The 14680-nt window shown below is 73.2% G+C and carries 14 protein-coding genes, 1 pseudogene and 1 riboswitch; of the genes and pseudogenes, 8 read left to right on the plus strand and 7 right to left on the minus strand.

The annotated features are described in order from the left end of the window. Positions 1-35: 35 nt before the first annotated feature. On the minus strand, positions 36-743 hold the full coding sequence (locus OG753_RS37260) for a TetR/AcrR family transcriptional regulator C-terminal domain-containing protein (protein WP_405791880.1): 708 nt from the start codon (positions 741-743) through the stop codon (positions 36-38). A 401-nt stretch (positions 744-1144) separates the two neighbouring features. Next, a complete protein-coding gene (locus OG753_RS37265) occupies positions 1145-1366 on the minus strand; it encodes a hypothetical protein (protein WP_405791882.1) in 222 nt (73 codons plus the stop codon). A gap of 34 nt (positions 1367-1400) precedes the next feature. Between OG753_RS37265 and OG753_RS37270 the strand changes: the two are divergent. The 4 genes and pseudogenes from OG753_RS37270 to OG753_RS37285 form a co-directional block, all read left to right on the plus strand. Beyond that, positions 1401-1748: pseudogene (locus OG753_RS37270) on the plus strand (DUF4259 domain-containing protein); the annotation flags it as partial. 30 nt (positions 1749-1778) lie between these two features. Continuing rightward, entirely contained in the window at positions 1779-2609 is an 831-nt protein-coding gene (locus OG753_RS37275; protein ID WP_405792950.1) for an SMI1/KNR4 family protein, read from the plus strand. Continuing rightward, complete coding sequence (locus tag OG753_RS37280) at positions 2606-4033, plus strand: TerD family protein (protein ID WP_405791884.1); 1428 nt, start codon at positions 2606-2608, stop codon at positions 4031-4033. Before OG753_RS37275 ends, OG753_RS37280 begins: the two co-directional genes overlap by 4 nt. 497 nt (positions 4034-4530) lie before the next feature. Beyond that, on the plus strand, positions 4531-5328 hold the full coding sequence (locus OG753_RS37285; protein WP_405791886.1) for a rhomboid-like protein: 798 nt from the start codon (positions 4531-4533) through the stop codon (positions 5326-5328). A 47-nt stretch (positions 5329-5375) separates the two neighbouring features. Here OG753_RS37285 and OG753_RS37290 read toward each other — a convergent pair whose 3' ends face one another. Next, a complete protein-coding gene (locus OG753_RS37290) occupies positions 5376-6332 on the minus strand; it encodes an ankyrin repeat domain-containing protein (RefSeq protein WP_405791888.1) in 957 nt (318 codons plus the stop codon). A gap of 549 nt (positions 6333-6881) precedes the next feature. Here OG753_RS37290 and OG753_RS37295 point away from each other — a divergent pair. Further along, entirely contained in the window at positions 6882-8381 is a 1500-nt protein-coding gene (locus OG753_RS37295; RefSeq protein WP_405791890.1) for an MFS transporter, read from the plus strand. A gap of 64 nt (positions 8382-8445) precedes the next feature. On the opposite strand, the gene OG753_RS37300 is transcribed toward OG753_RS37295, so the two are convergent. Beyond that, a complete protein-coding gene (locus OG753_RS37300) occupies positions 8446-10386 on the minus strand; it encodes a hypothetical protein (RefSeq protein ID WP_405791892.1) in 1941 nt (646 codons plus the stop codon). Positions 10387-10550: 164 nt separating this feature from the next. On the opposite strand from OG753_RS37300, the gene OG753_RS37305 reads away from it, so the two are divergent. Together OG753_RS37305 and OG753_RS37310 are read left to right on the plus strand one after the other, a co-directional pair. Then, positions 10551-11354 carry a peptidoglycan recognition family protein gene (locus OG753_RS37305; RefSeq protein WP_405791894.1) on the plus strand — a complete coding sequence of 268 codons (804 nt, stop codon included), beginning with the start codon at positions 10551-10553 and terminating at the stop codon, positions 11352-11354. A 161-nt stretch (positions 11355-11515) separates the two neighbouring features. Further along, positions 11516-11899, plus strand: a complete 384-nt coding sequence (locus OG753_RS37310) for an STAS domain-containing protein (RefSeq protein ID WP_327266188.1) — start codon at positions 11516-11518, stop codon at positions 11897-11899. 45 nt (positions 11900-11944) lie between these two features. Here OG753_RS37310 and OG753_RS37315 read toward each other — a convergent pair whose 3' ends face one another. From OG753_RS37315 to OG753_RS37325, 3 genes are all read right to left on the minus strand, one after another. Then, positions 11945-12925 carry a helix-turn-helix transcriptional regulator gene (locus OG753_RS37315; protein ID WP_405791896.1) on the minus strand — a complete coding sequence of 327 codons (981 nt, stop codon included), beginning with the start codon at positions 12923-12925 and terminating at the stop codon, positions 11945-11947. A gap of 135 nt (positions 12926-13060) precedes the next feature. Next, on the minus strand, positions 13061-13561 hold the full coding sequence (locus OG753_RS37320) for a hypothetical protein (RefSeq protein WP_405791898.1): 501 nt from the start codon (positions 13559-13561) through the stop codon (positions 13061-13063). Further along, the gene (locus OG753_RS37325; protein WP_405791900.1) at positions 13548-14000 is read right to left on the minus strand and encodes an Ohr family peroxiredoxin; all 453 of its coding nucleotides are present in this window, start codon (positions 13998-14000) and stop codon (positions 13548-13550) included. The genes OG753_RS37320 and OG753_RS37325 overlap by 14 nt, the downstream gene beginning before the upstream one ends. A 75-nt stretch (positions 14001-14075) precedes the next feature. Next, positions 14076-14138, minus strand: a riboswitch (guanidine-III (ykkC-III) riboswitch). A 154-nt stretch (positions 14139-14292) separates the two neighbouring features. Between OG753_RS37325 and OG753_RS37330 the strand changes: the two genes are divergently transcribed. Next, complete coding sequence (locus OG753_RS37330) at positions 14293-14508, plus strand: hypothetical protein (RefSeq protein WP_405792952.1); 216 nt, start codon at positions 14293-14295, stop codon at positions 14506-14508. Positions 14509-14680: the final 172 nt, after the last annotated feature.

Genomic DNA, 14680 nt, shown 5'->3' on the forward strand with positions numbered 1-14680 from the left:
GCACACACCCGCAGCCGGTCCCGGGCCCGGCCTTGTCAATGGGCGAGCCGGGTGGCGAGGCCATCGAGGACGATGTCGAGACCGTCGGCGAACTTCCGGTCGCGGTACGCGGCGTGGTCCGGGGCGGGGTCCGGGGCGGGCTGCCCGCGGTCGGTGCCGGGCTCGGTGGGGAGGATGTGGGCGAGGAATTCGGCTTCGGTGCGCCCGGAGCGGGCCACGGTGGTCAGCCAGGCGGATTCGGTGGTGCTCATGCCGATCGCGTAGGAGAACACGACGTCGATCGCGCCGTGGGGGTCGGGGAGGCCGACGGTGGTGAAGAGGTCCGCCAGCCGTTCGGAGATGGCGGCGAGGTTGGGCCCGAGGTAGGCCAGGCCGGCCCGGCCCAGTTCCGCGCACAGCCAGGGATGCCGCAGGGCCGTGCTGCGGAAGGACATGGCGCACTCGGATACGCCGGCCCGCCAGTCCGGGCCGTCGGTCCGCGGCAGGACGACCTCTCCCAGGATCTCGTCCACGGCCAGTTCCATCAGCTCGTCCCTGTTGGCGACGTGCCGGTAGAACGAGGTGGCACCGGCGTTCAGCCGGGCACCGAGCTTGCGCATGCTCAGCGCTTCACCGCCGGCCTCGTCCAGGATCGCGATCGCCTCGCGGACGATCACGGCGCGGCTCAGCGCGGGCTGGCGCGGCGCCACCTGGGGGCGTGTCCACACGGAGGGGACGGGATCGCTGTTCGTCTTCGCTGCCACGCGGGCTTCCTTCCAGGGTGCGCACAGTGTTCGCCTGAAGGGTACAGGTGGACCACAGCCCCTCCGGGGGACCGTCGAACTGCCTCCGGAAAAGCATTTGCGCACAGTGTGCTCATGTGCATACGGTGTGCTGGCTGTGGTGCTCGGCACGCCATTCCGGCCGGTGCCGGTGGCAACGTAATAGGCGTACCCGACGGGGGTGGGTACGCACTGTGCGAGGACCGCGGGCGTGGGCGGGCCCCTCGGAACCGACTGCCGCTCCGAGGTGCCCGGCACCGCGCGCCCCCCGGTCGGGGGAGGGTCCACAACGTCCACCGCCTCGAGCGGGACGAACGTACGGCTGTCCCGGGAGGGGACCCTACGGGTTCGGTGCCCCGCCCTCACCGTTCAGATGGACATGGTCACCGGGGCGGCTCGCACCGTCGGGGAAGCGTCACGGTTCCGGGCCGGTGCTCGAAGGTGTCCATGACCAGCCACTCGTCGAGCTCGGGGTCGTAGAGGTTCTGGACACCGAACTGCAGCACCTGCCAGAAGGTGCCCCGGTTGTTCTCGTTCACGTAGATGTCGCCCAGTGCGAGCGGCAGACGCGGGTGGTTCCCGGGAGGCAGCTCCGGGAGGACCACGCCCACCCTCCCGTGGTTCACGTGCCGCTGCGGGGTGCGCCGGAGGGTCTCCCGCCCCACGAACCGGGCGTTCTCGAACCCCTCGTTCAGCGACTCCAGGCCGAAGCCCGGCGACAAGGCGGCGGACTTCTGCGGTTCGCTCGACGAGACCGCCGCACCCGGCAGGCCCGGCCTCCTCCGTGACGCGCTCGTCCGGGTCCTCGACGCCGACGACCCGCTCGATCAGCACCTGGCGGTCGAGGCGGTGGCCGCGGCGGCTCTCGTCGCCGCCTAGTGCCCCGGTGGCCGCCCCGTCACCAGCGGCTACGGGCGGGACCTGCCCGTCCCGGCGCTCCCGGCCGACCTGCGCGAGACCGCCGTCCGTGCCCTGGACCGGATCACGGCCGAGCCGTCGGAGCTGCGGGAACTGTGGATGACGTCCGACCGCTACCTCTACTGGCTGCACAGCCTGCACCTCCTGCGCCGGGTGCTCACCTTCCCGGCAGCGCAGCCGGTGGCCGATTCCTGGGCCAGGATCGACGCGTGGATGCAGCGACACGCCCCCGCCTCCTACGCCCTGCTCGCGCCCCCCGCCGATCCCGCCGAGGTCGAAGCCGCACAGAAGGCGATGGGGATACGTTTTCCCGCTGACCTTCTGGAATCACTGGCCTGTCACAACGGGATCACCGAGTGGGACAACCTGGTCCCGGGCCGGCCACCCATGTCCGTCGCGGGGATCCTCGCCCACTGGCAGATGTGCGTCGAGATCGCAGGGGACGATCCCGACCTGGCCGAGGTGTCCGACGGGAGCGACGAGGAGCCCTGGTGGCACCCGCAGTGGATCCCGTGGGCGCAGAGCGACGGCGACTCCGACGTCATCGACATGCGTGAAGGGCCCGGCCAGGGCCGCCTGGGCAGCGCGGCCCACGATGACACAGGCCACTTCCATGACGGCTGGCCCAGCCTCGCCACCTACCTGGCCGCCGTTGCCGACGCCTTCGAATACGGCTCCGAGGTCGATGGGGACGTCCCGTTCCTCACCACGGAGGGCACGGTGTGGTGGGACGGGTCCGGGACGACCGTACTCAACGGGACCCCCCCTCACCCCCGCGCCACGCTCGCCGGGGCAGGCCGCTGCGCGCCGGCCGTAGCACGGCGGCCCGGCCGGTGCTCCGGGCGTTCCGGCCGGTTTTCCCCAGGCCTTGTCCCGGAGGCCCGATGGCCGCAGGATCGGCACATGATCCATTCTGGGGAGGGGAAATGATCAAGGGGGGCAACGGCTTTGTTCCGACGGTGCCGCTAAGGCTCGCCGTGCGGAGCGGAGTTGATGTCGCAGTCCTGCTTCTGACGGAGCAGGGACGGGTCAGGGGGGACGGCGACATCGTGTTCCACGGTGCGCCGGTTCATCCTGCGGGTGCGGTGCGGCTGTTGGGGGAAGAGGCCGGCACCGTGTGGGTGGAGACCGGACTCGCCGCCATCGAGGAGCAGATCGTCCGGGTCCTGGTGGTGGGATCCACGGAGGTCGGGTCGCTGCGGGATGCGGGCGAGTTGTCCGTGGAGGCGTTCGCGCCGGACGGCACGTCGGTCGCCCGGTACGACGTGACGGACGCGGGCGGCGAGACGGCGATGGTGCTCGCGGAGGTTTACCGGCGGGCGGGGGGCTGGAAGTTCCGTGCGGTGGGCCAGGGTTATGTGAACGGCCTCGCAGGCCTGGCGAAGGACCACGGCGTGGACGTGGCGGAAGGGGCCTCGGCGCCCCCGCACCAGGTTCCGGTGCCGGCCCCGACGCAGTGGCAGGGCGTGGCCCAGGCTCCGGGCGTATCCCAAGCTCCGGTTCCGTTCCAGGTCCCGGCGTCGGCTCCGGCTCCGGTTCCGTTCCAGCCGCCGGCCCCGGCCGCCCCGGCGCCGGCCTTCGCGCCCGCCGCCGCTCCGGCGCCCGTGTTTCAGGCCCCCGGCGCTCCGGCGCCGGCCGTGGCCGAGCAGCGGCCGAGCGGCCAGGACTGGATGTTCGGCGCCGTCTTCGAGCCGCACACGTGGACGGGCCGGGACAACGACGTCATCACGGCGAACGGGCTGCCGCCGGGGGCGGTCGTGGTCGATCTCAGCATTCGGGGAGACGGGTACACGGGTCTGTGGCCCCTCACCCGGTTCAACAAGGAGGGGGAGACCCTCGTCAACAGCACGGAGGAGAACTTCCGCGGCCGCGTGCTCGTCCAGGTCCCGGAGAACGGACGCCTGCGTCTGCAGCTGAAGGCGGAGGGTCCCTGGCAGCTCCAGGTGCTGCCACTGGCCGCAGCCACGCTCCTGACGGAGGCCGAGCTGGAGTGCCGCGGCCCCGACGTCCTGCTGCACACCGGCGGCATAGCCGATTTTGCACTCCATTACCGGGGCGACGACAATCTCATAGTCAATCTCTTCGAACTGGAGGGACACGACGACCCCGCGACCCTGCCCACGAGCGACAACGTCGTGAATGAGATCGGCAAACGGCGGGAGACCGTTCCGCTCCCCGAGGGTCCGGTCATCGTGCAGTTGGAGATGGCGGACGGTCCGTGGAAGGCGAGGCTGAAGCACCTGGAGCCGCACAGCCGGCCGTCGCACGGCGGCGGTACGCCGAGGGGCGCCGGTCCGGTGCCGGTGGCCGACGTGGGCAAGACCAAGGGCTGGCTGCGACGCACCCGAGGCTGAGCCTCCCCCCTGCCGGTCGCCCGCCGCACAGGGAAGCCGGTATGGCGGGCGACCGGCCGGGCGAGTGTGCCTGCCTTGGGTCCGGACGACACGGATCCATGGCCGGCAACCCCTCTGAGCGCCGCTGTGGCGCCTTCGCGGGTTGGTGTGCTGCCGGTCGGGTCAGCAGCACTGCCAGGCGAAGCCCGCCCGGTCGAAGCGGCCCGCGGCGAGGTCGGCGGGGGTCTTGCCGGGAGGCGCCGGGCCCGGACACCGCGTGGGCGATCTCCCACTCCGCCGTCCCCTGTACGGGCACGGGGTGGCCCCCGAGCCGGTGTCCCACGTCGCCCGGGCCCGAGTCGGTGTCGACCCTGCCGACGGTGATCGTGCCTGCGTGCCGGGCGACGAGTCGGCGCGCGTGCCGCGGTGCAGGAGTCGGCTGTCAGGGTCCGCCGGGCGGCGGCATCGGCGGTACCCGCCGACCTCCGCCCCCGGCTCGACCTGCAGAATGCCACGGTATGAACTCTCAGTCACTGCGGGGTCCTTCGGACAGAGCGCTCCGCGCCGTGCGGGGATACCCGCGCCGTGCGCCGCTCACTCTCGCCTATGTCTGCCTGCTCCTGATCAGCCATGCCTGGGTCGGCTACGGACTGTCCGACGAGCGGGCGGCCGCCGTGTTGGGCCACGTCAGCACCAACCTGGACAACCTGCGAGATCATCCGGTTTCGGCGCTGCTCGGCAGCGTGATGTTCTTCGACGGCACGCTCACGGATGTCACCTCAACCGAATTCGTGGGTACCTTCATCACCTTGGGCCTCGGTGTCTGCTGCTGCCTGGCCTGGGCTGAGCACCGGTGGGGGAAGCTGCGCGCCGTGGCCGTGTTCCTCGGCGGGCATGTCGCGGCGACTCTCCTCACCGCGGTCGTCATCGCCGTTGCCCTGCGACACGGTTGGTACCCGACCGCCGTGCGGCAGTCCTTGGACTACGGGGTCAGCTACGGAGCCCAGACCGTGCTGGCGATCGGGACGCTCGCCCTGCCGCGCTGGGGCCGCCTCCCTTGGGCCGTCTTCGTCCTCGCATGGCCTCTCGGTGGCGCCGAATGGACGACCGGGCCGCTGCCGGACTTCACCACGATCGGCCACCTCATGGCAGCGGTCCTCGGCTTCGGGCTGTTGGGCGTCCCGGCTCTCAGGCGGCAACGGCTCCGCCCCGCCGAACCGGCCGCCCCCACGGGCGACTTCGAGCCGCTCAGCCGAAGCTCCGCACCTGAGTCGGCGTCATCGGCGTCCGGAACGGAAACACCTCCATCGGTCTGAGATCTGAGCCCCAGCGACGGCGAGAGCGAAACTCGCCGCCGGCTCGGTCAGTCACTCCAGTAGTTGCGTTCCGGCAGCTCGACCCACACGTCCGGAGGGCCCACCACAGCGCGCGCATCGGTCGGACTCACTCCGACCGCGGCGCAGGAGTGGGCCACGGCCCTGTGCCGGTAGAGGTAGGAGTTCAGCACTCCCGCCGAGGTGTCGTTCTCGTACGGTCCGCCGCCCGGGTGGCCGTCCCGGCTCTCGATGGTTCCGTGGCGCGCGAGGCTCCCCTGGTTGCCGCTCTTGGGGTTGGCGTACAGGCCGTAGCAGACGGTGCCGACGGACAGCCGGGCCAGCACGCCTGGCATCTGTGGTGCGTATCCCCAGGGCTGGGACACGATGCAGCCGCCCGGCACTGACGTCACGCCGACGATACGCAGGCTCTCGTCCATGTCGTACTCGTACGGGGCCTCGAGCAACTCGTCGATGACCTCGTCCTTCACCGGCACCGCATCCAGGCGGCGAACAGCTTCGGCGGCGTCGATCCCCGCCACGCAGGCCAGTCCCGTGCCGTCGTAGTGGAACTCGCCCAGCGCCGCCACGAGTCGAGCGGCCTCCTCGGCCGCCGCGCGCTCCGTGGTGGTCAGGTCCACCCCCGCCGGTATCGCGAAGAGCCCCGGCGTCGGTCCTGCGAGACTCAGCCGCCCCGGCGACCACCCGCCGATCGACGGCTGCCAGGGATCGGCCCCGGCGGCTGCAAGGGCGCGCGCGTTCTCCGGCTTCCGGGAGACGACGGCCTCCCACAGGGCCGTCACCCCGCCCTCCAGCGCGTCCACGTCGGCCACGCGACCGGCGATCTCCGCGACGACCTCCGAAGAGCCGAACACCGCCGCACGATGCAGTGGGCGGCCCCCGCTCCATCTCTCCGGGTCGGCTCCCTCTTCGAGGCGCCGACGGATGTCGTCGTGGTCCGTCCACTCCCAGCCCATGCCGGCCCAGCCGTCATCCACTGCTGACATCGATACCCCTCCATCGCCTGACGCCACGGTTTCCCCGCCCGTACACGCCCTCACACGCTCGCACACGGGTCTGACAACCCGCCGCTCGTCGTCGGCCTCCTCGGCCCCCGCCGGGGCGGCCGCCGACACCCGCCCCGCACCGTCCCTCACCTGCCGCGGGGTCGGCACCCCCGACGCCCGCGTCCGCCACCGGGCCGAGATCCTCATCGACACGCCGATGGGCGCGGTCTGGAACCTGCAGACCGACATCGAGCGCCGGCCGTCCTGGCAGGCCCCCGTGACGACCGCCGAACGACTCGACCGCGGCCCGATTCGCCGGGGTTCGGTCTTCCGGTGGACCACTCCCGATGGACCCCGCGTGGGCCGGCAGCGCCAGGTGTGTCGCGGTCATTGCGGCCGGGGACCGCGCGCAAGCTGGGAGCAGTGGCGGCCGGGTCCCGCCGAGCGCCGGACCCTACGGGGAGATGTCCCCGGCCGGGGCCGCATGACCGGCCGGTTCGAGGGAAACCGGCAGGGCGGGGGCGATCGAGCAGGAGGGATCAGAAAGCGATGGCATCCACCGCCTCGTCGCCGGAGGACTCCGTACCGGCCGGAACGGGTACGGTCACCACGGCCGTGCCGGCCCGTCTCGACCGGCTGCCGTGGTCCCGGTGGCACTGGATGATCGTGATCGGCCTCGGCACCGTATGGATCCTCGACGGGCTCGAGGTCACCATCGTCGGCAACGTCGCCGGCCGTCTTGCGGAGGAAGGCAGCGGCCTCGACATCACGGCCGCCCAGGTCACCGGTGTTGCCGCCGCCCTCTACGTGGCGGGTGCCTGCTCCGGGGCGCTGTTCTTCGGCTGGCTGACCGACCGCTACGGCCGTAAGAAGCTCTTCATGGTGACCCTGGCCGTCTACCTCGGCGCGACCGCCATGACCGCGCTGTCGTTCGAGTCCTGGTGGTTCTTCCTCTTCCGCTTCCTCACCGGCTTCGGCATCGGCGGCGAGTACGCGGCCATCAACTCGGCGATCGACGAGCTGATCCCGTCCCTCTACCGGGGCCGGGTCGACCTCATCATCAACGGCAGCTACTGGCTGGGCGCGATCGGCGGCGCCCTGCTGTCCGTGGTGATGCTGGACACCGACATCTTCCCGCAGAACCTCGGCTGGCGGCTCAGTTTCGCCCTCGGGGTCGTCCTCGGCCTCGTCATCCTCCTCGTACGACGGCACGTTCCGGAAAGTCCGCGCTGGCAGTTCATCCACGGCCGGGCGGAGGACGCCGAGGAACTGGTCTCGTCCGTCGAACAGCGGATCGAGGACGAGAAGGGCGAGCCGCTCCCGCCGCCGGCCGGTGAGATCACCATCCAGCAGCGCAAGAGCATCGGCTTCGGCCTGATCGCCAGGACGGTCTTCGGCCGCTACCCGCGCCGCGCCGTCCTCGGCCTGTCGCTCTTCATCGGGCAGGCGTTCCTCTACAACGCCATCACCTTCGGCTTCGGCACCATCCTCACGACGTTCTTCGACGTCCCCACGGGCCATACCGGCTACTACTTCGCCGTGATCGCCGCGGGCAACTTCCTCGGCCCCCTGCTGCTCGGGAAGCTGTTCGACACGGTCGGGCGCCGGATCATGATCTCCTCCACGTACCTGCTCTCGGGCGTGCTCCTGTTCGCGACGGCCTGGCTGTTCGACCGCGGCTCGCTCACGGCGACGACGATTACGGTCTGCTGGTGCGTGGTGCTGTTCTTCGCGTCGGCGGGTGCCTCCAGCGCGTACCTGACCGTCTCGGAGGTGTTCCCCATGGAGACCCGTGCCATGGCCATCGCCTTCTTCTACGCGCTCGGCACCGCGGCAGGAGGCATCAGCGGTCCGCTGATCTTCGCGGACCTCACCGAGTCGGGCGTGGTTGGCGACACGGCGCTCGCCTTCCGGATCGGTGCCGCACTGATGTGCGCGGCCGGTCTCGTGGCGGCGTTCCTTGCGGTCAAGGCCGAGCGGCGCTCGTTGGAGGACATCGCCGAGCCCCTGTCGGTGGCGAAGCCGGCTCCGACCTCCGCCTCCGGCTGACCTTCGCCCCCGTGCCGGACGCGCCTCCGGCTGATCGCCGCCCCCGTCCAGGACCCGCCGCCGGTCAGTCCCGGCCGCCTCCCGCTCCGTCGAGGGCGCTGAGCGTGCCACCGCCGGCCAGGGTTCCCGTCAGGGTCACCGGCCCGTCCGCGCCGGACCAGGGAGCCGCCAGAGTACGGGTGGCGGCTTCGGCGCGGACGGCCCCCGTCGCCGTGATGCCCGTGACCTGACGGCTTCCGGCGGCCAGCAGGTACCAGCGGCCGGCCGGTGAGCGCCAGCGGAAGCCCGCGAGCAGGTGCTGCCCGAACCGTCCGCAGGCGGCGGTTGACCGGGCGCTCGCCACGTCCTGCGGAGCTCCGGACTCGGGGCGCAGCCGGACCAGCACGTCGCCGGGCCCGGCCCATCCGGAGGCCCGCGTGCAGGACCAGACCGCGCGCCCGCCGCCGTCGGGCAGCTGGCCGGCGGCGAAGTCCCAGACGTTGACGGCCCGGTACGCACCGCCGCGCAGTTCGCCGAGCCGGCAGGCCTGGGGCGCCCAGGCAGCTCGGGCCTCGGGGCCGGTGGCCTCGCGCGGCTGGCGGGCGGGCGCCGCGCCGGGCCCGTCCGGCAGGGGCGTGTACGTCAGGTGCACGGGGGACAGCGCGCCGAGGTCGGCCAGCACGAAGGAGTGCTTCTCGACGATACGGGTCGAGGAGGTGAGTTCGAGGACGGGCCAGGACGCGCAGGGTCCGGTGGCGGGGGGTACGGCGGCCGGGGCGGTGACCCCGTCGGCGGCCACGGCGAGCGGGCGGGCCGGGTCGCCCGGTCGCTGCAGGTCGCGGGTGGCGGCGCGGGCGATCCAGGGGGCGAGGAGATAGCGGGCCGCCGCCCCGCCGGGGTCCCGGGACAGGCTGAGGGCGGCCGCGGTGGTGACCCCGGCCTCGTCGGTACGGGCGACGTCGAGCGTGCGGGCGCCGGACCCGGTGGCGGGCTCGGCGTAGCGCACTATGCGGTCCCCGTCGCGCAGCAGCACCACGGCCCGGCCGTCCAGCTCGCCCGCGTACAGCAGTTGGGGCGGCCGCGCCGGCGGGTCGGCCGTGGTGCGCGGCGTCGTGGTGACCGGGTTCGTGCCCGGGGCGGCCCATACGCGCAGGGCACGGGCGAGCAGGTCGCGGTCGCCGGTCCGGCCGCCTCGGGCCGGCCAGGCGGTGAAGTCGACGCGGGCGGTGTCGGCCCATGCCTCGGCGGGCACGCGCTCGAGCCGGGCGGGGTCCAGCACCCCGGAGGCCGCGGGGCCGGCCGTCGGCCGCATGCCGGGACCCTGGGGCGGCCCGTGGAGGGAGAGCGCGGTGAGGGTGACCGCAAGGGTGGCGAGCGCGGCCCAGGCGGCCCGTGCCCGGCGGCGACGGCGCAGCAGGTCGGTCGGGCGGGCGCTGACGACGCTCGCGTCGAACTCGGGTCGGCGCAGGGCCAGGAGGAGCGGCTCCCCGACCGGCAGGGCGAGGGCGTCTTGCACGGCGCCCGCCGGATCGGCGGCCCCGGCCCGGGCGAGGAGACGTACGGCCTCGTCCTCGGCGAGGTCGTCCAAGTGGTGCAGGACGAACGCCGCCCGGACCGGGGCGGATGCGCCGGCCAGCGTCCGGGCGGCCTCGTCGATCCCGCCCGCGGGCGGCCACAGCCGTAGCCCCCACACGAACGGCGGGACCGGTGGCCATCCGGCGCGGGCCCGTACGAGGGCCGCGGGGCCTGCAGGGGTGAGGGCGGCGCGCAGGACGCGGGCACGCACCAGCGTCAGGGGCCCGTCGGGGTCGCCCGCGGAGCCTTCGGCCGGTGCGGAGGCCACCGGAGAACCGGAGCGGGGCAAGGCCCGCTGCACGGCCTTGTGGGCCAGCAGGACGCGGGTGTGCCGGCCCAGGGAGTCCGGGAGCGTCAGGTAGGCGAGCCGGACCAGGCGGGGGTACTGCTCGACAAGGACCGCCTCGGCGTGCTCGACGGCGGCGGAGCCGAATCTCTGAGAGGTGCTCACGCCCGCGTCAAACGAGTGAATCCTGCGATGGTCACACGTCGCGCGCCCCACCCGTACGGAGTCGGCCCGGTCACGCTTCGGGGCGGGGCCGGTCGGGGACAGTCCGCATGCGCGCGGTGTGTCTGCGCGGCCCGTGGTGCCGAGGTCCCCTTCAATGGCGCCGCATGACCTTCTCCGCACTGCACCAGCCGCCGGAGCGCGCCGCGGCCCCCCACACCCGCCGGTCGCTGCTCACGGGAGCCTTCGCCCTGGCCGCCGCCGCGGCCCTGCCGCTCGCCGCGGCCGGGCGGGCGTACTCCGCCGCCGCCACCCCGGACATCATCGGCTGCGCCGCCTGGGGCGCGCGGGCGGCGTCCGAACCCGTTGCCATCCTCGCCAACCGCCCCGAGCGGATCGTCGTCCACCACACCGCGACGGCGAACGTGACGGACTACTCGAAGCAGCGCGCCTTCGCCCTCGCCCGCGCGATCCAGACGTACCACATGGACGCGCAGGGCTGGATCGACACGGGTCAGCACTTCACCATCAGCCGCGGGGCCTTCGTACTGGAAGGACGCCACCACAGCCTGGCGGAGCTGCGCGGCGGCACCCGCCAGGTGCGGGCGGCGCACTGCGTCGGCCAGAACACGGTGTCGATCGGCATCGAGAACGAGGGCACCTACACCTCACAGGTCCCGCCCGCGGCGCAGTACGCGGCGCTGGCCGACCTGTGCGCCCACATCTGCGACCAGTACGGCCTGCCCGCCTCGGAGATCTACGGCCACCGGGACTTCAACGCCACCTCCTGCCCCGGAGACCGCCTCTACGCCCTGCTCCCGACCCTCCGCAAGGACGTCGCCGCCCGCCTCGGCACGCCGGTGCCGGAATCCGAGGAGGCCGCCGATCCCATCGGGGACCTGATCCGCCAGGCCACCGGTGGGTCGGCCTCGACATACGACGAATACCTCCCGGCGGGTCTGCTGCCCTGACGGGACGCCGCCCCGGCGCACCGCCGGGGTGGCCGCCTGTCCACGAAACGAACACATGCGTTCCTTCGTTTCCGGGGCTGTGCGCCGCCCCGGGCCCGGATAGCGTCGTGTCCGGGTGGTCGCCGGCGAAGGTCCACCCGTGCATCGACGGGAGGAGCGAGATGAGCCCGCTGGCCGACCACGGTCCGCACAGCGTCACGGTCGTCACCGGCGTCGACCGCAGCGTGGTCACCGTGACCGGTGACATGGACCTCGACCACGTCGACGCGTTGAACAGCGCGCTCCTGGGGGCGTGCGCCGATCCCGGGGCTCCGGAGCGGGTCGTCATCGACCTCACGCGGCTCGCGTTCTGCGACTCCGCCGGCCTCAACGCCCTCTTGCGCGCACGCGCGTTGTGCGAGTCGAACGGGCGCACCCTGATCCTCGCCGGCCCCGGGCCCCAGTTCATGCGCCTGCTGTCCATCACGGGCGCCGATCTGCTGTTCAACCTGGGCGTCCCCGGGCCGGGGGAAGCGGGCGACGGGACGGCCCGCGCGACGCCCTGACCGCGACGCCCTGACCGCGGCGCCCCGATCGTCGTCGCGGTCGGGTCAGCCGGGTCCGGCGGCTCTGAGGGTGACGGACGGCGCCACTCCGTACGTCTGACGATAGGCGGCGGCGAAGCGGCCCTGGTGGGCGAAGCCCCACCGTCCGGCGACGGCGGCGACGGTCGTGGGGCCGAACGGCTCGGCGGCGCGGAGTTCGGCGTGGGCGCGGGCCAGCCGTACGCGGCGGAGGTGGCCGAGCGGTGTGGTTCCGGCGTGGCGGGTGAAGGCGTACTGGACCGCACGCGGCGTGACCGGTACGGAGGCGGCGATGTCGGCGAGCGTGATGTCGCGGTGGGCGTTGGCCTCGATGAACGAGACGGCCCGGCGCAGGGTGTCGCTGTGTGCGTCGCGCGTGTCCGCCGGGGTGGCCCGGTCGGCCCGGGCGCTGTTCGGCAAGGTCCGGAGCACCGTGGCCGCGAGGTGCTGGACGGCTGTGGACACCAGCAGGTCGTCGCCGTCGCCGTCGCCGTCACCGTCGGCGTACGCGGCGGTGTCGTCGAGGACGTGGTCGCGGAGGTAGGCAACGGCCGCGCCGAGCCGCCGGTTCTCGGCCGGACCGACCGGCCGGGCCCCGGTGATCCGTACGTCCTTCTCCCCCGGCAGTGAGGCGACCCGGTTCAGCAGGCGGGGGTCGAACATCGTGATCGTGTACCGGGCCGCGCGGACCTGCCCCTCGTAGGGCCGGTCGTGGGGGGCGAGGAGGAAGGTCTCGCCGGGACCGTAGATCTCCTCGCGGCCGCCGGTGGTGTCCACGATGCTGCCGCTGTGCATCGTTACCAGGCACACTTTGCCCAGGCAGCCCGCGTCGTAGCCCATCGTGTAGCCGAACGACAGACGGTCCACGCTGAGCCCGCCGACCGCGGTACGGGAGATCCGCGCCCTGGTGTCGGCGGGGCGGCCGCCGATCTGCATGGGGGTGTACGCGGAGGACAGGAAAGCCTCCGTGGCCCCGAGGTCACCGCTCTCGAACAACAGGTGCGTCATCCGAGCCCTCCCTCACCGGTCTGCTCGGCGTGGCCTGCCGACGTCATTCGCCTGTCAGTATGCCGTGGCCCGGGCGGGAGGGGTGGGCCGAGGGGGTGCCCGGCGGGCCCTCACCGGGCGGGAGCGGTACGGGGGTTACAGCCGCCAGTACGCGCCGGCGCGGGAATCGACGTGCACCACGTGGCGTCCGACGCGCACCACGTGATGGTCCTGGCCGGACCAGGAGCCGCAGACGCCGTCGGCGTCGGCGTCGGGCAGAGGGGTCCAGATCTCCAGGAAGGTGGAGCCGTCCGGGTTCGTGCCCCGCTCGACGAGGTTCGCACCGTCCCACCGGAAGGTACCGGCGTCCTCGCCCGGCTCGCCAGTGAGGTGGTGGAAGTGCACCTGGGAGCCGTCGAAGGACGTCGTACCTGCGAAGCCGCGGCTGTCGGCGTAGTACGACCCGGCCTGCAGCCACACCACTTCGCGGTCCTCGGCGAGGGGTCCGCCGTTGCGGCTGATGCCGCGCCGCAGCCAGGCGCCGTGGTCGGGCACGCGGACGCCGGGCACGTCCGGGCCGTCCGGGCCGTCCGGGCCGTCCGGGAGGTCCGGGAGGTCCGGCCGGCGCCCGGCCGGCCCGGGCTCAGGCGCGGTCATCGGCGGCGGGCTCGTCCACGGCCAGGAGCGTCAGCGGCACGTTGCCGCGCACGGCCTGCGAGTACGGGCAGACCGCGTCGGCCCGGTGGAGCAGGGGCTGGAGGTCCGCCGCCCGCCACCCGGGCAGGCCGACGGTGAGGGTCACCGCGAGGCCGTAGCCGGCGGGTGTGTCCGTGGTGCCGAGCTCCACCTCGCAGGCCACCCGCGCGGCGGAGGCGTCCGCCCCGAACTCGGCGGCGACCTCCGCGAGCGCGGAGGTGAAGCAGGCGGCGAAACCGGCCGCGAACAGCTGCTCGGGGTTGGTGGTGCCGGGCACCTTCTTGCGCGGCGGGGCCAGGCGTACGTCCAGGCGTCCGTCGTCCGTGCGGACGGATCCGGTACGGCCCCCCGCGGCGTGTGCGGTCGTCCGGTACAGGCTGCGGGTGCGTGGCACGGTCATGGCGTTCGGCCCATCTTGCTCGACGAGGACACTGCCCGGGTACGGACAGCGGACGGCGCTGCTCGTGCAGCACCTCGCGCGTCGTCGTGCGTAACCGGGTACGGCGCATCTCGTCCGGGGCCTTGGACCGGCCGCCGGACAATCTAGCAACGAGGGCCGCGGTCCGGGGGCACCCCCCGCGGTGAAGTTCCTCACCCGGCCGCCTACCCGCCGGACCTGCGGGCGGCGGGTAGGCGGCCGGGTGGGTGCGTTGTGGCCGCGGCCCGCTTCCTAGACTCGACCCGTGGACGCGATGAGATGCACGTACTGCGATGCCGTCGGCCTGGAGCCGGGTTTTGTCGAGGACACGGGGGAGGGGGCCCGGGGGTACGCGCGCTGGATCGCCGGGCCGCTGGAACGCGGTCTGTTCGGCGGTGCCAAACGGCTGGGCAGGCCCCGGCGGCGCATCGAGGCGTACCGCTGCCCGCGCTGCTCCCACCTGGAGCTCTTTGCGACCGACCCCGTCTGAGGACGTCCTGGCCCGGCGGCGGCCCGGGGGTGGTCCGGGGGTGGGGCCGCGCTCTGCGCGCCCGTACGTGCGCCCGCGCGCCTCCGCACGCCCCCGCGGGAGGGGATGACCGCGGAGGGCCGCCCCCCGACGATGGCCGTCATCACCACGGTCCGGAACAACTCACTCGTCA

The organism is Streptomyces sp. NBC_00029 (assembly GCF_045160505.1).
Classification (GTDB): Bacteria; Actinomycetota; Actinomycetes; order Streptomycetales; family Streptomycetaceae; genus Streptomyces.

Excerpts from the sequence above, each read along its gene's own strand:
- OG753_RS37280 (WP_405791884.1), top strand. The coding sequence starts at position 2,606 with ATGATCAAGGGGGGCAACGGCTTTGTTCCGACGGTGCCGCTAAGGCTC.
- OG753_RS37310 (WP_327266188.1), top strand. The coding sequence starts at position 11,516 with ATGAGCCCGCTGGCCGACCACGGTCCGCACAGCGTCACGGTCGTCACC.
- OG753_RS37320 (WP_405791898.1), bottom strand. The coding sequence starts at position 13,561 with ATGACCGCGCCTGAGCCCGGGCCGGCCGGGCGCCGGCCGGACCTCCCG.
- OG753_RS37295 (WP_405791890.1), top strand. The coding sequence starts at position 6,882 with ATGGCATCCACCGCCTCGTCGCCGGAGGACTCCGTACCGGCCGGAACG.
- OG753_RS37285 (WP_405791886.1), top strand. The coding sequence starts at position 4,531 with ATGAACTCTCAGTCACTGCGGGGTCCTTCGGACAGAGCGCTCCGCGCC.
- OG753_RS37315 (WP_405791896.1), bottom strand. The coding sequence starts at position 12,925 with ATGACGCACCTGTTGTTCGAGAGCGGTGACCTCGGGGCCACGGAGGCT.
- OG753_RS37290 (WP_405791888.1), bottom strand. The coding sequence starts at position 6,332 with ATGTCAGCAGTGGATGACGGCTGGGCCGGCATGGGCTGGGAGTGGACG.
- OG753_RS37325 (WP_405791900.1), bottom strand. The coding sequence starts at position 14,000 with ATGACCGTGCCACGCACCCGCAGCCTGTACCGGACGACCGCACACGCC.
- OG753_RS37305 (WP_405791894.1), top strand. The coding sequence starts at position 10,551 with ATGACCTTCTCCGCACTGCACCAGCCGCCGGAGCGCGCCGCGGCCCCC.
- OG753_RS37275 (WP_405792950.1), top strand. The coding sequence starts at position 1,779 with ATGACGTCCGACCGCTACCTCTACTGGCTGCACAGCCTGCACCTCCTG.
- OG753_RS37330 (WP_405792952.1), top strand. The coding sequence starts at position 14,293 with ATGAGATGCACGTACTGCGATGCCGTCGGCCTGGAGCCGGGTTTTGTC.